Origin of the sequence: Leptospira ognonensis (genome assembly GCF_004770745.1) — a bacterium.
Taxonomy (GTDB): domain Bacteria; phylum Spirochaetota; class Leptospiria; order Leptospirales; family Leptospiraceae; genus Leptospira_A; species Leptospira_A ognonensis.
The window spans coordinates 113417-133169 of sequence record NZ_RQGD01000020.1; the positions used below are offsets into that span (position 1 = coordinate 113417).

Below are 19753 nucleotides of genomic sequence, written 5' to 3' on the forward strand. Positions count from 1 at the left end.
TTTCCAAAACGGAAGGTCGAAAGTCGATCTTACTCGTTGTTTGGGAAAGCTGTCAGTTTGTCTAATCCTGAGTCACCAAATTTGGCAGCACCAGCAGACGCGCCTGCAGGGCAGCTTCCGATGCCAGCAAGAGATGTCGTAGCAAGTAGGCTTCCAGAAGTGGTTCTTCCTGCCGCTGTTCCACCATACAAACAAGTCGTAAGGTTTGAAGTAGATCCACCATCACCGCTGATTGCAGAGTTCAGAACTGGGAGTTTTCCCCCACCAATTGCTTGTGAAATCACATACTTAGAACGGAAAGAGTTGTTACACGCAATCGCATCCAATTCAGTTGCAGTTGCTGTTCCTTGGACTGCTCCTCGAGTCGTTGCATACAAAGCAGCTGCCGTATTTTCCGCAGAGAATGCGTAAGCAATTTCTTTTGTGCTCGTGAGTTCTTTTCTGTTCGCAATGTTTGTGCTTCCGATTGCGATTTCAGAAATCGGACCATAACCAGAAAGGCTCAAACCTTCACAAGCATCCACTTGAGATAGGTTGATGTTCGATGCTTTATAGTATTTTATGGAACTCTCATCTTGTTTTGTGGTTCCGATCGTTAAAGGGAAAGCCACATTGAACGCTGCGGAAATGTTGCTAAGGGCCGGAGAAACTGGATACGCGGTTTCTGGGAAGATCTTGTTATTCCCGAAAGTAGAACCCTCTGAGATTGGTGTAACAACGTCTGTAGTCGGGTGTGCCACTACGAATGCATAAGTGTGCGTTGTAAAACCAGAGATGATCGTATTCCTTGGTGTTCCTGTGAAAGCTCCACGGATCATCGAGTTAGAGAAATCTGAATTTGGTTTTCTACAGTCTGTGTTGTTGTTCACTGCATCAAATGCTTTTACGATGCTTGTGAAAGCAGCGGCACGGTCAGCCGTAGTCAGACCAGTAAAAGTACAAGAGGATCGAGGGATTCTTGCACAAGCAAGGATACCCGTTCCGTTCGCATACGCTTGTCTCGCTTGGTAAGCCGTTGCTGTTGCCGTAGATCCACCAAAAGCAGTATAAGTCGCTGCCAAGGCACCCGCGATAACACCACATCCACCGGCAAATGCAGTTCTAACTCCAGTTACACTCCCGCCAGCCGCAGTAAAAACGGCACCGAGTGAAGTTTGTTCTGCTGTTGTAAAGGTAGCAAGGTGTGCGTCTAAAATTGCCTGAAGGGTTGCACCCGAAGTCGTTCCAGCAGCTGAGCATGTCGCTGCAGCAATACCTAAGTAACTGGCTGCGTCAACCGATGCTTTTCCAGTGGCGATGTCTGTATTTCTTGCAGTCGAATCGTAAGTTCCACCACCTCTGATAAATGCATCATACTTTACATTGTATGGTACACTCGCATAAGTCGTGTAATTCTGACCTGTTCCAATCGATGTTCCCGATGCTTGTGTAAACTCTGCTTCGGTAAACGTTGTGGTGCTGCTGATAGCTGCTTGCATGATCGCACCTGAATACAGTGTTCCCAGGTTTAAGCTGATCGCACAGTTTCCAGAAGCAGCATTCTTGATGGTAAGGGAAAGAATCGCTGCTAAGCCTATTTCTTCCTTCACTCTGTCTGGGTGGCAAGCAGTCAGCGCGAGAGCACTGATCATGGCGATGCCAGTAAATTTAATTATATTACGTTTCATCTATATCTCCTAGATTATAACTCGAGTTTGTAACCAACGCGGTAGGTTTGGCCACCAACGATTACAGGGTATGCAGCGATAGGAGCGATAGCGTTCGCACCACCAACTGATTGTGTTCCACCAGTTCCCATTGCTCCAGAAAGGATAGTTTCTAATTCAAAGAAGACGTGTCCTTTTTCTGTTACTTTTGTTTGCGCACCGACTAACCAGTTTAAACCGAAACCAGATGCACCAAACTTGATGTTTTCTTTGTAAACGCCAGGAGTAGGAGCGTCAGAAAGAAATGCTCCACCAGGACCAGCGAGTCCAGGGAAAAGGTTTTTTAGTGTGTCGCCGTCAACCGTTCCCGCAACACCCCATTGGCCTTTAAAGTAGTTCGCACCACCGGCAACATAGACTGCTGTGTCGTTAGACGCATTAAAAAGCTTGATACCGATAAAAGCAGGAACTGTCCAAGCAGAATAGCTCCACTCTTGTTCTAACCATTTGTAACCAGCTGCTGTAGAAGAAGTGTAACCACCAGCGATCTTGCTTGTGTGGTTTACGCTAATTCTATAAAATAATGAATTGATACCGAAAAGGCCTTCCTTTTCATAACCTACGTTTAGGTTTAAACCAACCATAGCTCCATTGTCTTTCACGCCAATGAAACCATTTGTAGATTTATTGAGTCCTACAAGTGTGTTTTCAGCATAAATGGCTTGTTGTGTTCCGCCTGTTACGTTTCCTTGTGAGTTCGTTACTGGTTTAGAAGAATCTAAACCGTCTTTTAGGATGGTTCCGCCCAATCCTGCCAAGTCAAATTGGCCCCCGAGACCAAAATTGACGTAAGAACGAGGTCCTGTCTGTGCGCTTAGGCTTGCAGCCGCAGCTACGAACATGAACCCCATAATTCCGATGCGAAGTGATTTCAACATTCGATGGTTACTCCTTGTGAGTTTGTTTCCTGATTTTTTTTATCCTGTGGACACAACCCAACATTAGTTAGGAAAATGCTCTCACAATTGTAGGAGATTTAGACATAAGAAATGCTTCTGTCAAATTAAAAAATGTTATTAAATCGCAATTTTTGTGTTTTTTAAGTCATTTGTGACGCATTGCACAATTGTTTACGCATTTAAACTGAGGAAAACCATGAAAAAATCTGCCAATTTGTCCGAAATCAGTCTACTTCTCATTTTTCTTTTTTTCCTGCCGGTCCATTCGGGAACGAAAGCAAAAATGATTCGTTACTCGGGGAAACTTTTAGGGTCCTTTCCATTGTCTCAACCGCCTTACTTTGAGTATGAGGATAAGTATACCTTTCAGTCCAAAAAGATCCATTGCGACAGAGAAACGACGGCCCTACTCGAAGAGAAGTGGAAAGAATCCAAGGACTTTCAAGTGGATGGGAAAGCGATTGTCAAAGTCGAAAGCGACGGGGCTTTTTTTTGTGAGGGCAGACCCAATGTGGGGACAAGATACAAAGTCTCTGCCCCTTCGCCTTCGCAGGCAGGTTCAAAATGGATCCAAGGTCAGGTCTTAGAAGCCGATCCGACCTCAGGTCAGATTGTCTATTCTTCCCCCTATGGAAAACGAAGCTACCTTACCCTTTCGAAAGAGCAAGCTACAACCTTCCACGAGAGAATCAGCAGGATGGAGACCGTGGAGATTCGTGGGAATTTCCGGTATGACCGAGTGAAGCGGTATTTTGTGGAGGAATGAGGGAGGGGTGGGTTATGTCGCATGGGTCTTAGTCCCCCACCCGTTTTCAGGGCGGGGGGAGTGGATCGTGGGCGACCCGCTCCGGCCATGGGACAGAGCTAACAGTTCGGGCAGAAATTGGCAAGTTTATGAATTAATTTTTCTCTTTATGTTCGCACTTTTGCCTGGGTTCTATGGAATGGAACTTGATGAAAGCTTTCCTCGTCTTAGAAAATGGTGTAATCATGGAAGGCACCTCTTTTGGTGCAGAAACTTCCTCGCTCGGCGAAGTTGTATTTAACACATCGATGGCGGGATACCAAGAAATCTTAACCGATCCATCTTACAAAGGGCAGATGATAAATCTGACTTACCCTATGATCGGAAATTATGGGATTTGTTCTGAGGATATGGAGTCAGATAAAATCCATGCTAGTGGTCTCATCGTCAAAGAATACGTACCAAGGCCATCAAACTATAAATCCACAGAAACATTAAAAAATTTTCTAGTTCGATTCAATGTGCCCGCCATTGAAGGAATCGATACTAGGAAACTAACGCGAATTATACGTAATTCGGGGGCAATGTCAGCTGGTATCTTTGTTTCAGAAACATACTCTGACGATTTCTTGAAGAAAGTAAAAGCTGCACCAAGTATGGTAGGTGCTGATCTTGCCAAAGTTGTATCGACAAATAAAGCATACAAATTCGGAGACCATTCGCCTAATAAATTTAACTTAGCTGTCTACGATTTCGGAGTGAAAACAAACATTTTACGACTTCTTGATGCTGCAGGTTTTAATGTGAATGTATTCCCTGCAGAAACGAATGCATCAGATTTACTGAAAGAAAAATTCGATGCTTATTTTTTATCAAATGGCCCAGGCGATCCTGAACCACTTAGTTATGCTATTGATTCTGCGAAAAAAATTATGGATGCTGGACTTCCGTTATTTGGTATTTGTTTAGGTCATCAAATCATCGGACTTGCGCTTGGAAGAAAGACTGCTAAACTTAAGTTTGGTCATCGTGGCGGCAACCATCCTGTTCGTAATGAAGAGACAAAAAAAATAGAAATTACAAGTCAAAATCATGGTTTCCATGTTCTGGGCGATTCCACAGACGAAACGCCTGTAACACGCATTAATCTATTTGACAATACAGTGGCTGGACTAAAAAGAAAAGGTTTGCCTGTTATGGCTGTCCAATACCACCCAGAGGCCTGTCCTGGCCCTCATGATTCAGCGTATCATTTTAAAGAATTTTTTGAAATGGTTAAAAAAAACAAATCCAGCTAATGGGAGCTAATTTATGAAGAATTTAGATGAAAAAAATTTTTGGGGTATTCCTTACGCAACTGAGATATCAACAGAGGCGTTTGTAAAAGATGTTTGGGATCCAACGACTGATGAAATCTTAACACCGAAGAATTTCCTTGGAATTGGCTGGGGAATCAACCTTCATGCCCTTGGCAAGAAAGCAGGGATCATTAAATAGGATTATTTATTTAGCAAGTGTGATTTTAATGCATCTCTTCCTTTCGCGTTGAGATGCGTAAAATCAATAAAAAACTCTGGATCATCCAATGACCTGCTTTCGATTTTTATCACTTCAGAAAATTTTAATTTTGGAATTTCTTTTTCCAATCGACTTCGCACATTCAATTTTTCCATATCCTTTTCTAATGCTGGAGAAAAAGGAAGATCTAAACAAACAACTTCTATATTTTCAATTTTAGCTATCTCAATCAGTCTTCTGATTGCATCTAGAGCGCCTTTTCTCTCTTTTAAAAAGGCAATCGAACTTCCCTCGGGCAGAGATGGAAAGGCTTCCTTATTTTTTTCTGAGCCAAAACTTTTCCAGGTCCAATGATCAGAATTATTAAAATGACCGTTAAGATAGAGATTATTTTGATAATGTTCTTTCAAAATCTCAAAACTTCGATTTCTAAGTAATTGATTCTGATCCGCATCATGTAATTCGGTTGATTTTGGTAATGGAGATGCGATCGCAAAAAGGGAGGAAAAATTCTGATTTAAGCCAAAAAAAGGAAATAATTTAATGACAACTTTCCATAAAAAATCTTGAAAATGATGAAAATAAAAGGAGCGGAGGCTTGGTTCAGTCAATTGGTGTAAATGAAATTTTGAAAATCCAAAGTAAAGTTCTTTATGGGCATCAGTGACAGCATTTTGTGAAATGGAAATCGGTGATAGATTCAAATAAATTTTTTTCAAATTTGGCATACCAGATTTTACTTCGAGGTATTGATCTAACATCCCTTCTGGTTGTTCGCTGGGCCTAACACGATATTGAATTTTGCCCGCGTCCAGTGAATTTAATTTACTCATTAATTCAGAAGTAATACCACTTAACACTTGACTGTCGCCAAGAACCAGAACTTCAGCATTTGCATGAATCTCCTTTTTGAGATTCAAATACCACAGAAAGGATGTCTCTTCCGTGAAATAACAGAGTTGCTCAAATGCCAAACGCATAGAAAGAAAAATAAAAAGTAGGCTAAGGGCAATATATTTCGCTGTCATAAATTAAAATTGAAAATAAAAAAATTCCTGTTTCGCGAATGGTGATATGAGTGAAAAAATTAGAAAAAGAATACTGAATGAAAGCCAAAATACGATAGGCTTATTATGCAGCTGCCAATCAGTTTCCGAGGTTTTTATTTGTTCTTGCCAGAGATCAAAAATGAGTATAGGTAGAAAATAAAGAAAAACAAAAAACCAGTCAGAAGTTAAGGTTCCAATAGATAAGATATTATTTAAGTATGCAATCAACTCCTTATAATTGTGTACTCGAAATAACAAAAGACCAAAAGAAAAAGAAAAGAAAGTGAAGAATATACCAATCATTTTTAAAGTAAAATTAAATTTTCCCGGAATCGATTCCAGGAAATATTTTTTGATCACATTATATACTATAATACAAAAACCAAGATAGATACCCCAGAGTAAATATCCATAGGTAGCCCCATGCCAAAGCCCACCGAGAATCCAGACTAAGAGAATATTTATATTCTGTCGTAAAAAACCTTTTCGATTTCCACCTAATGGTATATAAACATAATCTCTCAACCAACTAGATAAGGAAATATGCCAACGTTGCCAAAATTCAACTGGACTCGAGGCAAAAAAGGGTCGATGAAAATTATTCATGAGATTAAAACCCATAACATAAGCAAGGCCTCTCGCACAATTAGAATAGCCGGAAAAGTCAGCATAGACCTGGAAGGCAAACGATGGAGCAACAATCCATAAAATGCCGTCAGGTAGCGCTCCGCTCTGATTCAATGCAGCGTCGACAAATTTTGCAAGTGGATCAGCTATGGCTGTTTTTAAGAATATCCCCCACAGAAAAATGCTAAATCCTTTATAAATTCCTTCTCTTGTGATCTTCCGATTTGATTCTAATTGCGGTAAGAGAGAATTCGGTCTTTCAATTGGTCCAGCCAGCAATAAAGGAAAAAATATATCGTAAACTGAGAATGTAACAAGATTATCTGAAGGAGCTATGTTCTGTTTAGCGATTTCAACTAAATAACTAATGTTATGAAATGTATAAAATGAAATTCCCACTGGTAATAAAATTTCAGGTCGCCAGATCGAAATGGAATGAGAGAATACATTTGCGATATCAACAACAAGATCCACCAGAAACAAAGTGTATTTGAAAAAGCCGAGAATGATTAAGTTGAGGACGATTCCAAAAATTAAGATGCGCTTACGATCCTCTATCTTCTTCCTTTGACTTAAAAACTTCCCGATATAAAAATTAAAGAGTATGGAAATTACGAGCAATAAGCTCATCTTCCAATTCCAGTAAGAATAAAAATAGAATCCATATAACAGGAGTGCTACGTTTTGCCATTTTTTACTAAGGAAACAATAGAAAGAAAAAAAAAGTAAGAAACTTGTTAAGAAAGGAAGAGAATTAAATAACACAAACTTATCGTTTCGCTAATTATGCTTCTTCGATCATTTCCATAAATTGGTTTTTATCTTTTGTATCGTTCGGATACGAAAGACTCAGTATTCGATACGAAGGCTTAAAAGTTGAACTAAAGAATTCTTCTTTCTTGCTAAAAGATGCTTTGATTTTTTTTATTACGATTTCTGTCTCTTCTCTATCTTTCCCATGAAGCACGATGGCAAATTTACCTTGTCCGACTCGAGTAAAATAATCATTTTCACTAATATGATCAGTGATTGTTTTTCGCAAAGTGTCCGCATATCGAGCAAATTTTCCTGCACCAAACAGATGAATGATGCGTGCCACATTCTGAATCTTGAATATAGAAACGGTAAAATTGAGACTCATCTTTTCAGATTTCTCGATTTCTGATAAAATTTTCGTTTCCAGTGGATTAAATGGATTTCTAAATAAGGCTTCCTTTTCGGATAAAATTAATAGGTTGGCGAGTACTGGTGCTGAAGTTTCCATGATGGCAACTGCAATATCTCGACTCATATCTGTCCAAGGACTCGATGTCGCATGTACTACGACCATTCCCACAAGCCAATTTAAGTTAATGATGGGAAGTATGGTGAACTCAGACATGATTCCAAGTTCATCGTTGGAAAAAATAGATTTTAACTCCGAATCCTCCCTGAAGTTCTCTAATTTATAGACTCCAGCAACATTGGACACCATCCCTACAATATCCGAGTCTTTACTCAACCGGAAGTCACGCGCTCTCTCGGGCAAAATAAAATTAGAACCAAAGACGATATAATCTTCTCTCGACTCAGAATCTAACACGAGTAAGGAAAATTGTTTTACGCCCAATTTTTTCTTAAGATTGTCCACAAGAAGATCATAAGCATCGTCCATCTTGCGAACACCCGCAAAATCTCGCGCTGATTTTAATACAGATTCGTTAATCTCGACAACCTGTTTCACATTCACAAGTTCTTCTGTTAATTTTTCAAACTCGGCAACTCTAGAAAATACAGATCCTGCAATATCCCCGATCACCTTTACGAACTCTAGGTCATCTACAATATATTCTTCCCCATTGATTAATCTTCCCAGAGAAATGATACCAAAGCATTTTTCTTTGTGTCTTATAGGAACTAAAATTTCAGCTTCCATCTCTTCTAAAATTTGTTTTTCTTTATCGGGGATCCTTCGCTGCAGGAGATCTCCCGCATAAATCACAGTATCGGTTTCACTTAACCTTTGATAAACTTCATCATTTGTAAAAAAAGACCAATTATCTTTAAGATCAATACCCTCCGAATTTAAGGCATCCCAACGCTCGGCATCTGGAAGTGTCGAAGTTAATATAACTACAGAAGAACAACCGACTTGGCCAATGATGCTAAAGACAAGGTTGTCAAAAAAATCAGCAAAATCTTTGGACGCTGATATCTCCTTTGTGATTTCGAAGACTGCGTGATAATTTTCGATTCGCTTATTCGAGGCAATATACTGGCCCATCGGAGCCGTAGAGAAATCTGACTCATCATCAAAAAGAAAACTTTTGTCATGCGGTATAGGATCTTCGTCCTCCGGTCTCACTGGCTGTTTGGCGGATTCCTTATGGGCATCTTTTTCCCAATCTTCAAAGATATCAACCTCCGGTAGAGGCGCCGGTTCCTCGTTTTCTGCTTCGGAAGCAATTTCTATTAAACTATCATCTTCTTTGCCTTCAGGCTCTAACTCAGGCTCTAACTCAGGCTCTAACTCAGGATCTAACTCAGGCTCTAACTCAGGATCTAACTCAGGCTCTAACTCAGGATCTAACTCAGGATCTAACTCAGGATCTAACTCAGGATCTAACTCAGGTTCAAGCTCAGGTTCTAACTCAGGTTCAAGCTCAGGTTCTAACTCAGGTTCAAGCTCAGGTTCAATCTCAGGTTCAAGCTCAGGTTCAAGCTCAGGTTCTAACTCAGGTTCCTGAGTAGTTTCTTGGTCATCAAAATCGATTAAATCTTCTGAATCTGAGAAAGGCTCTGTATCAGCCATCACATCATTAAAATCAAAATCATCCTCGGAATGATCTGGAGTTTCTACACTTTCTGGTTCACCAAACTCGTCTTTGAGATTTGAAAATCCTTCCGTCTCCACTTCCGGATCGTATCCCCCGAGATCACTAAGATCAACTTCAATTTCGCCATCAGGAATGGGGAGATCATCTCCAATTTCATCCACAGGTAAATCCGATAAATCACCAATCCAATCTTCATCTTTCTCTTCTTTGAGAAATTTTTGAGCCTTCTCTAAAAGTGATTTTGGTTTCGGCAAGTTAGGCGCAGAAGGACTTTCCGATTGTGGGGATTTCTTTATGCTCTCGGCTCTATCGAGAAGACCCACGTCACAGCTCCAATTCTTTCATCATTTTCTTATATAGTTCAAAGTATTGAGACTTCGAAAATTCTTTGATGACTTCATCTGGAAGGTTTCCAAGCAAGTTGTCCAAATAACTTAATACTTTCTTGCGATCGGTTGAACTCAGCTCGGTTCGAGTATCTTCGATAGCTTCTGCAGCGGCGGTGCTTAATGATTTTTCTGATTCTTCAGGAGCTTGGCTTGCTCTTAATTCCTCAAGAGGAGAAAGTTTACCTTCCGGAGCATATTCATCTAAGTCCAGTTCCACTCCCGCGCTATCATCTTGCAAAAGAGTCGGTTCACGGTGCTCGGGAACTAGATTAGATTCGCCAAATTCAACCAGATCTTCATGCTCTACTAGGTCGGGTGTATCACTTAACGAGAAGTCTTCGATCGAATGCTCTAATTCACTTTCTTCATCTGTGTCAAAATCAAAGTCATGGATTTTATGCTCATCCATATCTTCCATCGGAAGATCGCCGATATCGTCTAGATTATCTCCGGGAAGCTCTTCGCCAATTAAATCATCAATTTTGTCGCCAGATACAGTTTCAATAGCTGGTTCAGTCGCTTCTTGTGCGTCTTCTTCTTCGCTACCGGTTATGTTTTCAAGCTCTTCCATAGAAAGAGCAATCGATTCATCTTCTAAATCTTCTTCTAACAAATCTGACTTTGATTTTTCTTCTTCGTAAGGTAGAGGTGCCCTGTCCAAACTATCAACAAGTTCATCCTCTGATGATTCTTCTGCCTCTTCTGCGATGGACTCTAGTTCATCCATGGAAAGTGCAAGTGGACCTTCATCGTCTTCGGAATCAACATGTGATTCCTCATATTCACCCTCAAGACCAGAACTTGCTTCTTCCTCATTTTGAAAGGAATCATCGCCAAATATATCAAAATTGGATTCTTCGTCTTCTTCGGCTTCGGGTGCTTCCGTTGTCTCTTCGGAAGCGATAATGCTGCCAAGTTCATCCGGACTCAAGGTGATGGTTTCGTCTTCTACTTCCTCATCGAGGATGTTTAGCTCAGGTTCGTCTGCAGCGTCTATATTATCTAGTTCTTCGAGTGATAGAGTGATAGGTCCATCGTCATCTTCTTCGGTGGATGTTTCTTTCGTTTCCGTAGATTCCAGTTCTGGTAATTCTTCTGTCTCAAAGAAATCTTCCTCATTTCCAAGCGACTCTTCAAGGCTTTCCGTGGAGGAGCCTAAAATATTTCCTAATTCATCGTCAGATAGTGTTAAATTTTCATCTTCTTTGGCAGATCCAAATAATTCTTCTTCTTCGGCGTCACGCAGAGGCTTGAATTCTTTTTCTTCTGGTTCATCATCATCTAAATCGAGTTCTGGGTAACCATTTTCATTGAAGGTCAATTGTGTATCAACTTCAGTATCATCTAAATTTAATTCTAGATTTAAGTCTTCTTCTGAATACGGCTCTAACTCGGAAGAGATTTCTGATTCCTCAGGAAGCAATACATCTTCTGAGTCTAAATCATGCATCTCACTCTCTGCAGGTTCTGCTTCCGTCTCTGCGCCGGAATCTTCTTCTGCAAGTAATCCGCCTGTTATGTTTTCAAGCTCTTCCATTGAAAGAGCAATCGGTCCCTCTTCTTCCTCATCAACGGAGAAGTCGGACTCATTTAAATTTCCTGATTTTTTCTTATTAGTTAGGATTCCATCTTCGCCATTCAATATGGCTTCGATCTCACCATCTAGATCGATGATATCATCATCAAACTCTAGTTCGAGATCATCTTCTTCCTTCTCTGATTCTTCGAATTCTATTGTATCTTCGGTCTCGTTAAAATCGGCATGCAATTCATCATCATGAAGAACGGGGTCTTCTTCACCTAATAAATTTAAGTCGGAGTCTAGATCAATATCGAGAAATTCCTCATCATCATTGTCAGTGCTAGATAGAACTAGATCACCAATACTTTCATCATCGGTGTCATCGAATCCATCTACGTCGTCAAGAGTTGGAGGTTCGAGACCTGGAGATTCCTCAAGATCGTCATCTCCTAAGTCAAAATCATCAAGATCGAGTGAAAATGCATCTTCGTCCAAAATAGGGTCGAGATTTTCTGACTCTTCTTTATTATTATTTTCCTGATCCGCCATTCGCTACGATTACCGTTTCCCCAAATCTACAGCCTGACCATCAGCTAACAGCTGGTCTCGGCGACTCATTTTATAAGTAAAAGACGAATTCGAACCAAAGCCATTCGCCTTCTCTACCGTGTCGATTCCAGTAAGCCATTTTCCAGGTCCTGACACTTTCACCTGAATCATTTCAATGGAATAGATTCTTTTACTTATTTCAGGGTTATCCTTCAAGTAAAATGCAAACATAGCTAGGATTATCATGACACCCGAACTAAAGATTGATTTATGATTCAAAGGAATAGTCCCCCTCTACAATATTTTCGGCAAGTAGAGGGGAAAAAAATTAATGTTGGTGAAGTAAAACGCGAACTTTTGCTTTCTTTATTGAATTTTCTCGCTCTTTTGACGCTGGCATTGCCTCTGCATGAGCTAAAACCTCTTCCGCTCGCTCTGTGGTGATGTCATCTTGAGAATCACCACCTTCTGTCAAAACGCGGATTTCATTGTTTTTAACTTCACAAAATCCGCCATCGATGGCGATACGGAATTCCTTATTGCCGGAATGGAGTTTGATGAGCCCCAAATCCAGCTGAGAAACCAGTGTCGCATGCCCAGGCAAGACTCCGAAGTAACCTACGATCCCAGGTAGGATCACAGATTCCGCTTGCCCTTGGTAGAGGATGCGGTCGGGCGAAATAACGGTCAGGGAAAGATTCTTATCCATGGGACAAAAACCCTATTCCTTACCTTTTAATTGTTTTGCGGCTTCTAGCACTTCGTCGATCGAGCCAACCATATAAAACGCTTGTTCAGGAAGGTCGTCATACTTACCTTCTACGATGCCCTTAAAGGAACGGATTGTATCTTCTAGTTTTACATACTTTCCAGGGCGACCCGTAAATACTTCTGCCACGGAGAATGGTTGTGATAAGAATTTTTCTAATCTTCTAGCGCGAGCGACTAGGATTTTATCATCCTCAGAAAGCTCATCCATACCTAGAATCGCAATGATGTCTTGTAGGTCTTTGTATCTTTGGAGAATTCTTTGTACTTCTCTAGCTACGAAGTAATGCTCTTCGCCAAGAATTACCGGGTTCATGATTCTTGAAGTCGAACCAAGTGGGTCCACGGCAGGATAAATTCCTTTTTCCGAAATCGCACGAGAGAGAACTGTCGTCGCATCTAAGTGAGTGAAAGCAGTCGCGGGAGCCGGGTCAGTTAAGTCGTCGGCAGGAACGTAGATGGCTTGCACAGAAGTAATGGAACCTCTGGTGGTGGAAGTAATACGTTCTTGTAATCCACCCATTTCCGTAGAAAGTGTCGGTTGGTAACCTACTGCGGATGGCATCCTTCCAAGAAGCGCGGATACTTCCGATCCTGCTTGCGAGAAACGGAAAATATTATCAACGAAAAGTAAAATATCTGATCCTGATTCATCTCGAAAATTTTCTGCCATGGTGAGTGCAGACAGGGCTACTCTTAGACGAGCACCAGGAGGCTCATTCATCTGACCATAACAAAGTACAGTCTTGTCGATTACGCCTGATTCCTTCATCTCATTCCAAAGGTCGTTTCCTTCTCGTGTCCGTTCCCCTACACCCGCAAACACGGAATAACCACCATGTTGTTTTGCGATGTTATTGATTAATTCTTGGATGAGAACCGTTTTACCTACACCAGCACCACCGAAAAGTCCTGTCTTTCCACCTTTGATGTAAGGAGCAAGTAGATCGATAACCTTGATTCCTGTTTCAAAAATTTCGGTTTTAGGTTTTAACTCTTCAAAGGTTGGCGCATCTCTATGGATTGATTTTCTTTGGATGTCTTTTGGCATATCGCCCATTTCATCAATCACTTCACCGAGAACGTTAAAGATACGTCCTAGGGTTTTTACACCAACGGGAACAGTGATGGGTCCACCTGTATCTACAACATCGAGACCTCTCTTCAATCCGTCAGTCGATTGAAGGGAAATGGCACGAACGGTGTTATCGCCAATATGCTGTTGCACTTCAGCAGTGATTTTTGTATCTTTTCCGTTAATTTTTGCAGAAATTTCTACTGCATTAAAGATTTCTGGAAGTTTTCCATTTTGGAAACTGATGTCCAAAACCGAGCCAATGATTTGTTTGATTTTGCCTGTATTCATAAATTACTCCGAATGATCTATTTAAGAGATCGCTTCCGCGCCCCCGACGATTTCTGAAATTTCTTGAGTGATCTTTGCTTGTCTCACTCTGTTATATCCGCGGGTAAGAAGTTTGATCATCTCACCAGCAGCATCTGTAGCAGCTTTCATTGCAATTCTGCGTGCAATGTGTTCTGAAGCAACTGACTCCAATAAAATTTTTACAAAGGTTGTTCTAATGACAAGTGGGAGTAAATTTTCCAAAATGGTGGTTGGATCTGGTTCATACAAGACTTCTGGTCCCGACACCTTTGCATCTTTCTCGGCTTTCACCTCGAGCGGCAAAACAGCCGTTATTTCAGGTTTTTGATTGGCAGCAGAAAAATAGTGAGTCGAGATCACTTCGACTCGGTCAACTTCTTCTGAGGCAAATCTCTCCATAAAATAATTTGCTAGCTGATTGGCTTCGGCAGATCCCGCTTTGTCATCGAGATTTGTATAACTACTTTTTGTCACAATCTTTGAGAATTTAAAAAAACCTATGGCCTTCTTTCCCGCGGCATGTACTTCCACTTCGATTCCTTGGGAATGATAGAATTCGATTCTATGTTTTACCATGCGAAGAATATTGGAATTGAATCCGCCGCACAGACCTCGATTCGCAGTCATGGCAAGAATCGCCACCTTACGAATCTTTGTCGGTTTTCGTAAATACGGGCTCTGGACAACGGATGCCAAACTTGATAAGGATGAAACCAATACTCTCGTCAAATCAGCGTAAGGTTTCGCAGCATTTACCTTATTGGTCGCTTTCTTAGCCTTCGCTGTCGAGACCATCTCCATAGTCCGAGTGATCTTTCTCGTATTTTTTACAGAGTCGATCCTCTTTTTTATCTCACGCGGTGTCGCCAAGATCTTTCCCCTTACCGATTTTTGCTAAGAAAATGTTCTACGATGGATTTCACCGTTTTTTGAACCGCTGCTTCCGCTTTGATCTCTTTGGCAGTTCGGATTTCTTCCAAAATTTCTGGATGTTGTTCCCGGATGGTTTGGATTAAGAATTTTTCAAATTCTCTGACTTGGGCAACAGGGATCTGATCCACAAAACCTTTGGTCACAGCAAAGATGGAAATTACTTGTTCTTCCACTGGGCTTGGAGAGTTGTTTGGTTGCTTTAATATTTCAAGAATGCGGTAACCGCGATCTAGCTGTGATTGTGTCACAGCATCAAGCTCCGATCCAAGTTGAGCAAAGGCTTCTAGATCACGGAACTGAGATAAGTCGGACTTTAATGTTCCTGCAACTTTTTTCATCGCTTTGATTTGAGCAGCCGATCCCACACGAGATACGGAAATACCCACGTCTACTGCGGGTCTTAGACCAGAAGCAAACAAGTTTGATTGTAGGTAGATCTGACCATCTGTAATCGAGATAACATTTGTCGGAATGTAAGCAGAAACCTCACCTTCTTGCGTTTCGATGATAGGAAGTGCTGTCATGGACCCACCGCCGTATTTATCATCTAATTTTGCCGCTCTTTCAAGGAGGCGAGAGTGAAGGTAGAAAACGTCTCCAGGATAGGCTTCACGACCAGGAGGGCGACGTAAAAGGAGACACATCTGGCGGTAAGCGACTGCTTGTTTAGAAAGGTCATCATAAACGATAAGAGTGGCCTTTCCTTCATCATACATAAAGTATTCTGCCATGGAAGCACCAGAATAAGGTGCAATGAATAAGAGGGGCGCTGGTTCCGAAGCACTTGCAGTTACAATGATGGTATAGGGAAGAGCACCCTTTTCACGCAACATTTCCACAGTGGATGCCACAGTGGATTCTTTTTGGCCGATGGCCACGTATACACAAATGACGTCTTTGCCCTTTTGGTTGATGATGGTATCAATGGCAATGGATGACTTTCCCGTTCCACGGTCACCAATGATGAGCTCTCTTTGTCCACGTCCTACTGGGATCATGGCATCAATCGCCTTAATGCCTGTTTGCATCGGCTCGTGAACAGACTTTCTCATCGCAATCCCCGGAGCAGGAGATTCTACTGGTCTCATTTTTTTTGCGTTTAACGGGCCTTTGCCGTCAACAGGTTCACCGAGTGGATTGACAACTCGACCAAGGAGTTCTGGTCCCACTGGGACTTCGAAGATTTTTCCAACGCGTTTAACGCTAAATCCTTCTTCAATTCTTGTATAATCACCGAAAATTACGACCCCAACCGAGTTTTCCTCTAGGTTAAAAGCCTGTCCGCGGACTCCGTTTTGGAATTCCACGAGCTCACCTGCCATGACATTGCTGAGTCCATAAACCCGAGCAATTCCGTCCCCGACCTCGAGCACTGATCCTACTTCATCAACTTTAAGGTCTTTATTGAAGTTCTTTATTTCTTGTTTGAGTACCGATGTTACTTCGTCTGTTTTAATTTTCATACATTGCTCCGACAGGGATTTTCTTTTGGAGGAGAGCCTCTTCCATTCCGTCTAGTTTGTAACGGATGGAGGCATCGATTAAATAATCATCAACGAACAGTCTAAATCCGCCAAGTAAATGGGCATCTATACTTTCATGAACGCGAAAATCACGTTTGAAATTTGCTGTAAGTGATTTAATGATTTTGTCTTTTTGTTCGGGTGTGAGTAGATCCTTAGAAATGATTCTGAGGGAACTACGATTCTTTAATTTATCAACGCCGGCACAAAATTCTTCTACGATATCTGGAAGAAATTGGTATCTACTTTTTCTAACAACAAGTGAGATGAAATTTGTGACAATTTCAGATGTTTTACCACTGAGTGCTTTGAATGCTGCTTTTTCTTTCTCTATCGGATCTACAACCGGAGAAAGAAAATAATGGCGGATGGATTCGTCAGCAGAAAGTGCACTCACGATTTGCGTGAGTTCTTCTTCTGTCGCCTCAACTGAGTTAGCATCAACAGCTAACTCTAGAAGAGCAGTGGCGTAAACCTTTGGGACTTTACTTAGGCTCATTTTACTTTAAGTTTTTCTAACTTTGAAATTTCTTTCTCAATGAATGAAGAATAATCTTCCTTCTTCAGTTGCTTTTCCAGAATCTCACTAGCGATGAGCACAGACATTTCCACAATTTGATGTTGCATTTCCGAAAGAGCCTTACCTTTAGCGAGTTCAATCTCTCTAACAGCTTGTTCTTTGGAATGTTTGATGTCATTGTTTGTATCTTCCATCATCTTCTGACGGAGAACTCCTGCATCACGCTTGGCTTCTTCGATGATCTTGTGGGCTTCATCGATGGCACCACGTAGTTTTTCTTGGTAATCTTTATGGGACTTTTCTGCTTCTTTGCGTAAGGCCTCAGCTTTGTCAATATCCCCCTGAATCCCTGAAGAACGCTCTTCAAGGGCATGAAGAATTTTATCCCAGGCAAACTTTTTAAGGACGAGGACAACAATTGAAAAAGTGACCAGGGTCCAGACAACTAGACCCGGATTGACTTTTAGCAAATTGAAGCCTGAAGCCGGAAGGAGTACCAAGACTATTTTCCTTGTTCTACGTTAGTGGCTGCAGGTGCAACACCAGCACCAATTGTTTTGTCAATTGAGCCGTTGAGTTTAAGTGCGATAAGAAGCGCGATTACGACTGCGAAGAGAGCTGCACCTTCGATCATACCTGCTGCTACGTATAGTACGAGTTGGATTTTTCCAGCTGCTTCTGGTTGGCGGCTGATACTTTCTGCAACCGATCCACCAATTCTACCAATGCCAATGCCGGCGCCAAGTAATGCAAGGCCAGCTGCGAGTCCTACTCCGATGTATCCTAAACCGAATTCCATTTTTTTCGTTTCACTCCTATGTGTTTTATAATCTAAATAAAACCAAAATTTAATGTCGGTGCATCACGGTTCCAATGAACACGGTTGTGAGCAACGAGAAGATAAATGCCTGTAAAAAGGCAACGAGTAGCTCTAAAAAGTAAATCATTACAGAACTAAGTACAGAAACGGGAGCAATGATATAGCTTTGGCTCATAAAGATAAAACCAAGTAGCGCTAAGATCATTACGTGTCCTGCTGTCATGTTCGCAAGTAACCTCATAGTGAGAGCAAAAGAACGAGCGATGTGTGTTACGACGAATTCAAGAACCCACATCAAAGGCCACAAAGGAATCGGAACACCCTTTGGAACGGCATGTGCCACAAAAGAGATCCCTTGGTAAGAAAAGGCCGTAGCATAAATGATGAGTAAAGTAAGAGAGGCAAGGGCAAGAGTGACCCCAATATCCCCAGTCGGAGTGATCCCAGACCAGATCTCTCCAAACGTGTGGAGGGAGTGAGGAGTTGCGGAAATGACACCCAAAGATACGAGAAAATCAGATCCCGCAACTGTCAATTCACCCACAGAAGGGATAAGTCCAAACAGGTTACAGAAAAGGATAAAGAAAAACAAACTGAAGATGTAATGGTAATAAGAATGACCGTGGTGCTCGAGAGATGAGTCGACGACGTTTTCTTTCAAATAGCCAACAAAGGCTTCCACACAAGAAGCAAATTTGTTTCCGACTCTTTTCGGGTTCTTAGAAATCAAATTCGCAGCCGGGATAAAGATGATAAATAGGAAAAAGGAAGCGATCCACATCATGGTCACGCGCTTTGTGATGTGCATATCAAAACCACCGAGGAAGTGGTATTTTTTTCCGTGGTCATCAAACACGTCAAAGTGTTCTGCATCGAAGCCCTCTTCGCCTTCGAAAACCTTATGCCCTCCGAAATTGAGAGGGAAAATGGGAGCATCACCCAAGTGGTGAGACATAACTTCACTAAAATCAAAGGAATCTTCGGCGGAATCCGCACCTTCTGAGGCGCTTAAGGCCGAAAAGGAAAGAAAAAACAGGATGGAGAGGGTTAAAAAGATCCGATGTTTAACGTTATTTTCCACTGAAATAGCTCGCAATTACAAAGAATAGAAGGTGTAGGAAATAGGCAATTAAAAATCCTATGATTGTTTCAAAAGGGTAGTCTAAGAGGACCAAAGCAGAAAGCACCCCTAGGTTGATGAAAAAAAATAGCGGAACTGTAAATAGAGGAAATCCGGATTCGCCAAGAGAGGGCTTAAAACGCGGAAGGAAGCGCAGTTCCGTCGCACTGAGCTGAATGAAAAAAGAAAGAGCCACTCCTAAGTAAAAAACAAATCGAAAGTTTGGCTCTACCCATCTAAAAAGTAAGGGATAAGAGACTGTAACCACAAACACTAAATAGGCGAAGTAGTGAATGTGGAATTTTCTTAGGTTGATAGTATAGAGATCCAAGGCAAGGAAGACCGTTTAACTATGGTTTTTCGATCAATTTCACGATATCTTTTTCTATGTCTTCAGGTTTTGTCATCGGTGCATATCGTTTAACGACTTTGCCATGCTTATCCACGAGAAATTTGGTAAAATTCCACTTAATATCCTTAAGACCCAAAAATCCACTCGCTTCCTTTTTAAGGTGGGCATAGAGCGGATCGGTGTTTGCTCCGTTAACTTCTAGTTTTGAAAAAATGGGAAAGGTGGTCATGAATGTGCGTTCACAAAAAGTTTTGATTTCTGCATCTGTTCCCGGCTCTTGTTCACCAAATTGGTTGCACGGAAAGGCGAGAATTTCAAATCCCTTTGGATTTAATTTTTCATACGTTTCCTGTAAGCCTTTGTATTGTGGAGTGAATCCACATTGGCTTGCCGTATTTACGATGAGGAGCACCTTGTCTTTGTACTTAGAAAGAGGGACTTCCTCCGAACCTCTCTTAACGGATAGATCATAAATACTTTGGCTCATAATAGGCTCCCCTTACCCCATGT

20 protein-coding genes are annotated in these 19753 nt (G+C 41.4%); 3 read left to right on the forward strand and 17 right to left on the reverse strand.

The window, feature by feature from the left end; genetic code table 11:
* Positions 1 to 29 precede the first annotated feature (29 nt).
* Together EHQ58_RS05695 and EHQ58_RS05700 are read right to left on the reverse strand one after the other, a co-directional pair.
* Positions 30 to 1667, reverse strand: a complete 1638-nt coding sequence (locus EHQ58_RS05695; RefSeq protein ID WP_135622908.1) for a hypothetical protein — start codon at positions 1665 to 1667, stop codon at positions 30 to 32.
* A 14-nt stretch (positions 1668 to 1681) separates the two neighbouring features.
* On the reverse strand, positions 1682 to 2584 hold the full coding sequence (locus tag EHQ58_RS05700) for a porin OmpL1 (protein ID WP_135622909.1): 903 nt from the start codon (positions 2582 to 2584) through the stop codon (positions 1682 to 1684).
* Between the two features lie 217 nt (positions 2585 to 2801).
* Between EHQ58_RS05700 and EHQ58_RS05705 the strand changes: the two genes are divergently transcribed.
* The 3 genes from EHQ58_RS05705 to EHQ58_RS05715 all read left to right on the forward strand — a co-directional run bounded on the left by EHQ58_RS05705 (position 2802) and on the right by EHQ58_RS05715 (position 4847).
* Positions 2802 to 3371, forward strand: coding sequence for a hypothetical protein (locus tag EHQ58_RS05705; protein ID WP_135622910.1), 570 nt, complete (start codon positions 2802 to 2804; stop codon positions 3369 to 3371).
* A gap of 188 nt (positions 3372 to 3559) precedes the next feature.
* The gene (carA, locus tag EHQ58_RS05710) at positions 3560 to 4648 is read left to right on the forward strand and encodes a glutamine-hydrolyzing carbamoyl-phosphate synthase small subunit (protein ID WP_135622911.1); all 1089 of its coding nucleotides are present in this window, start codon (positions 3560 to 3562) and stop codon (positions 4646 to 4648) included.
* 13 nt (positions 4649 to 4661) lie between these two features.
* Entirely contained in the window at positions 4662 to 4847 is a 186-nt protein-coding gene (locus EHQ58_RS05715) for a hypothetical protein (RefSeq protein ID WP_135622912.1), read from the forward strand.
* A gap of 2 nt (positions 4848 to 4849) precedes the next feature.
* Here the strand turns inward: EHQ58_RS05715 and EHQ58_RS05720 are convergent, their stop codons facing one another.
* Genes EHQ58_RS05720 through EHQ58_RS05790 form a run of 15 tightly spaced genes read right to left on the reverse strand, consistent with a single transcriptional unit; the run spans position 4850 to position 19730 of the window.
* Positions 4850 to 5896, reverse strand: coding sequence for a hypothetical protein (locus EHQ58_RS05720; protein ID WP_135622913.1), 1047 nt, complete (start codon positions 5894 to 5896; stop codon positions 4850 to 4852).
* A 3-nt stretch (positions 5897 to 5899) separates the two neighbouring features.
* On the reverse strand, positions 5900 to 7309 hold the full coding sequence (locus EHQ58_RS05725; protein WP_135622914.1) for an MBOAT family O-acyltransferase: 1410 nt from the start codon (positions 7307 to 7309) through the stop codon (positions 5900 to 5902).
* Positions 7310 to 7328: 19 nt separating this feature from the next.
* On the reverse strand, positions 7329 to 9683 hold the full coding sequence (locus EHQ58_RS05730; protein ID WP_135622915.1) for a GAF domain-containing protein: 2355 nt from the start codon (positions 9681 to 9683) through the stop codon (positions 7329 to 7331).
* A 1-nt stretch (position 9684) separates the two neighbouring features.
* Complete coding sequence (locus tag EHQ58_RS05735) at positions 9685 to 11820, reverse strand: hypothetical protein (protein ID WP_135622916.1); 2136 nt, start codon at positions 11818 to 11820, stop codon at positions 9685 to 9687.
* A gap of 9 nt (positions 11821 to 11829) precedes the next feature.
* A complete protein-coding gene (locus EHQ58_RS05740; protein WP_135622917.1) occupies positions 11830 to 12099 on the reverse strand; it encodes a hypothetical protein in 270 nt (89 codons plus the stop codon).
* Between the two features lie 49 nt (positions 12100 to 12148).
* Complete coding sequence (gene atpC, locus EHQ58_RS05745; RefSeq protein WP_135622918.1) at positions 12149 to 12529, reverse strand: ATP synthase F1 subunit epsilon; 381 nt, start codon at positions 12527 to 12529, stop codon at positions 12149 to 12151.
* A gap of 12 nt (positions 12530 to 12541) precedes the next feature.
* Positions 12542 to 13954: a F0F1 ATP synthase subunit beta gene (gene atpD / locus EHQ58_RS05750; protein WP_135622919.1), complete on the reverse strand. Its 1413-nt coding sequence runs from the start codon at positions 13952 to 13954 to the stop codon at positions 12542 to 12544.
* A gap of 21 nt (positions 13955 to 13975) precedes the next feature.
* Positions 13976 to 14845: an ATP synthase F1 subunit gamma gene (gene atpG / locus EHQ58_RS05755; RefSeq protein ID WP_135622920.1), complete on the reverse strand. Its 870-nt coding sequence runs from the start codon at positions 14843 to 14845 to the stop codon at positions 13976 to 13978.
* A gap of 11 nt (positions 14846 to 14856) precedes the next feature.
* On the reverse strand, positions 14857 to 16371 hold the full coding sequence (atpA, locus tag EHQ58_RS05760) for a F0F1 ATP synthase subunit alpha (protein ID WP_135622921.1): 1515 nt from the start codon (positions 16369 to 16371) through the stop codon (positions 14857 to 14859).
* Entirely contained in the window at positions 16361 to 16930 is a 570-nt protein-coding gene (gene atpH, locus EHQ58_RS05765) for an ATP synthase F1 subunit delta (protein WP_135622922.1), read from the reverse strand. Before atpH ends, atpA begins: the two co-directional genes overlap by 11 nt.
* Positions 16927 to 17451: a F0F1 ATP synthase subunit B gene (locus EHQ58_RS05770; protein WP_135622923.1), complete on the reverse strand. Its 525-nt coding sequence runs from the start codon at positions 17449 to 17451 to the stop codon at positions 16927 to 16929. The genes atpH and EHQ58_RS05770 overlap by 4 nt, the downstream gene beginning before the upstream one ends.
* A 2-nt stretch (positions 17452 to 17453) precedes the next feature.
* Complete coding sequence (gene atpE / locus EHQ58_RS05775) at positions 17454 to 17750, reverse strand: ATP synthase F0 subunit C (RefSeq protein ID WP_135622924.1); 297 nt, start codon at positions 17748 to 17750, stop codon at positions 17454 to 17456.
* Positions 17751 to 17799: 49 nt separating this feature from the next.
* Positions 17800 to 18852, reverse strand: a complete 1053-nt coding sequence (gene atpB, locus EHQ58_RS05780; RefSeq protein ID WP_135622925.1) for a F0F1 ATP synthase subunit A — start codon at positions 18850 to 18852, stop codon at positions 17800 to 17802.
* Positions 18842 to 19222, reverse strand: coding sequence for a hypothetical protein (locus tag EHQ58_RS05785; protein WP_135622926.1), 381 nt, complete (start codon positions 19220 to 19222; stop codon positions 18842 to 18844). The genes atpB and EHQ58_RS05785 overlap by 11 nt, the downstream gene beginning before the upstream one ends.
* Before the next feature lie 19 nt (positions 19223 to 19241).
* Positions 19242 to 19730: a glutathione peroxidase gene (locus EHQ58_RS05790; RefSeq protein WP_135622927.1), complete on the reverse strand. Its 489-nt coding sequence runs from the start codon at positions 19728 to 19730 to the stop codon at positions 19242 to 19244.
* Between the last annotated feature and the right edge of the window lie 23 nt (positions 19731 to 19753).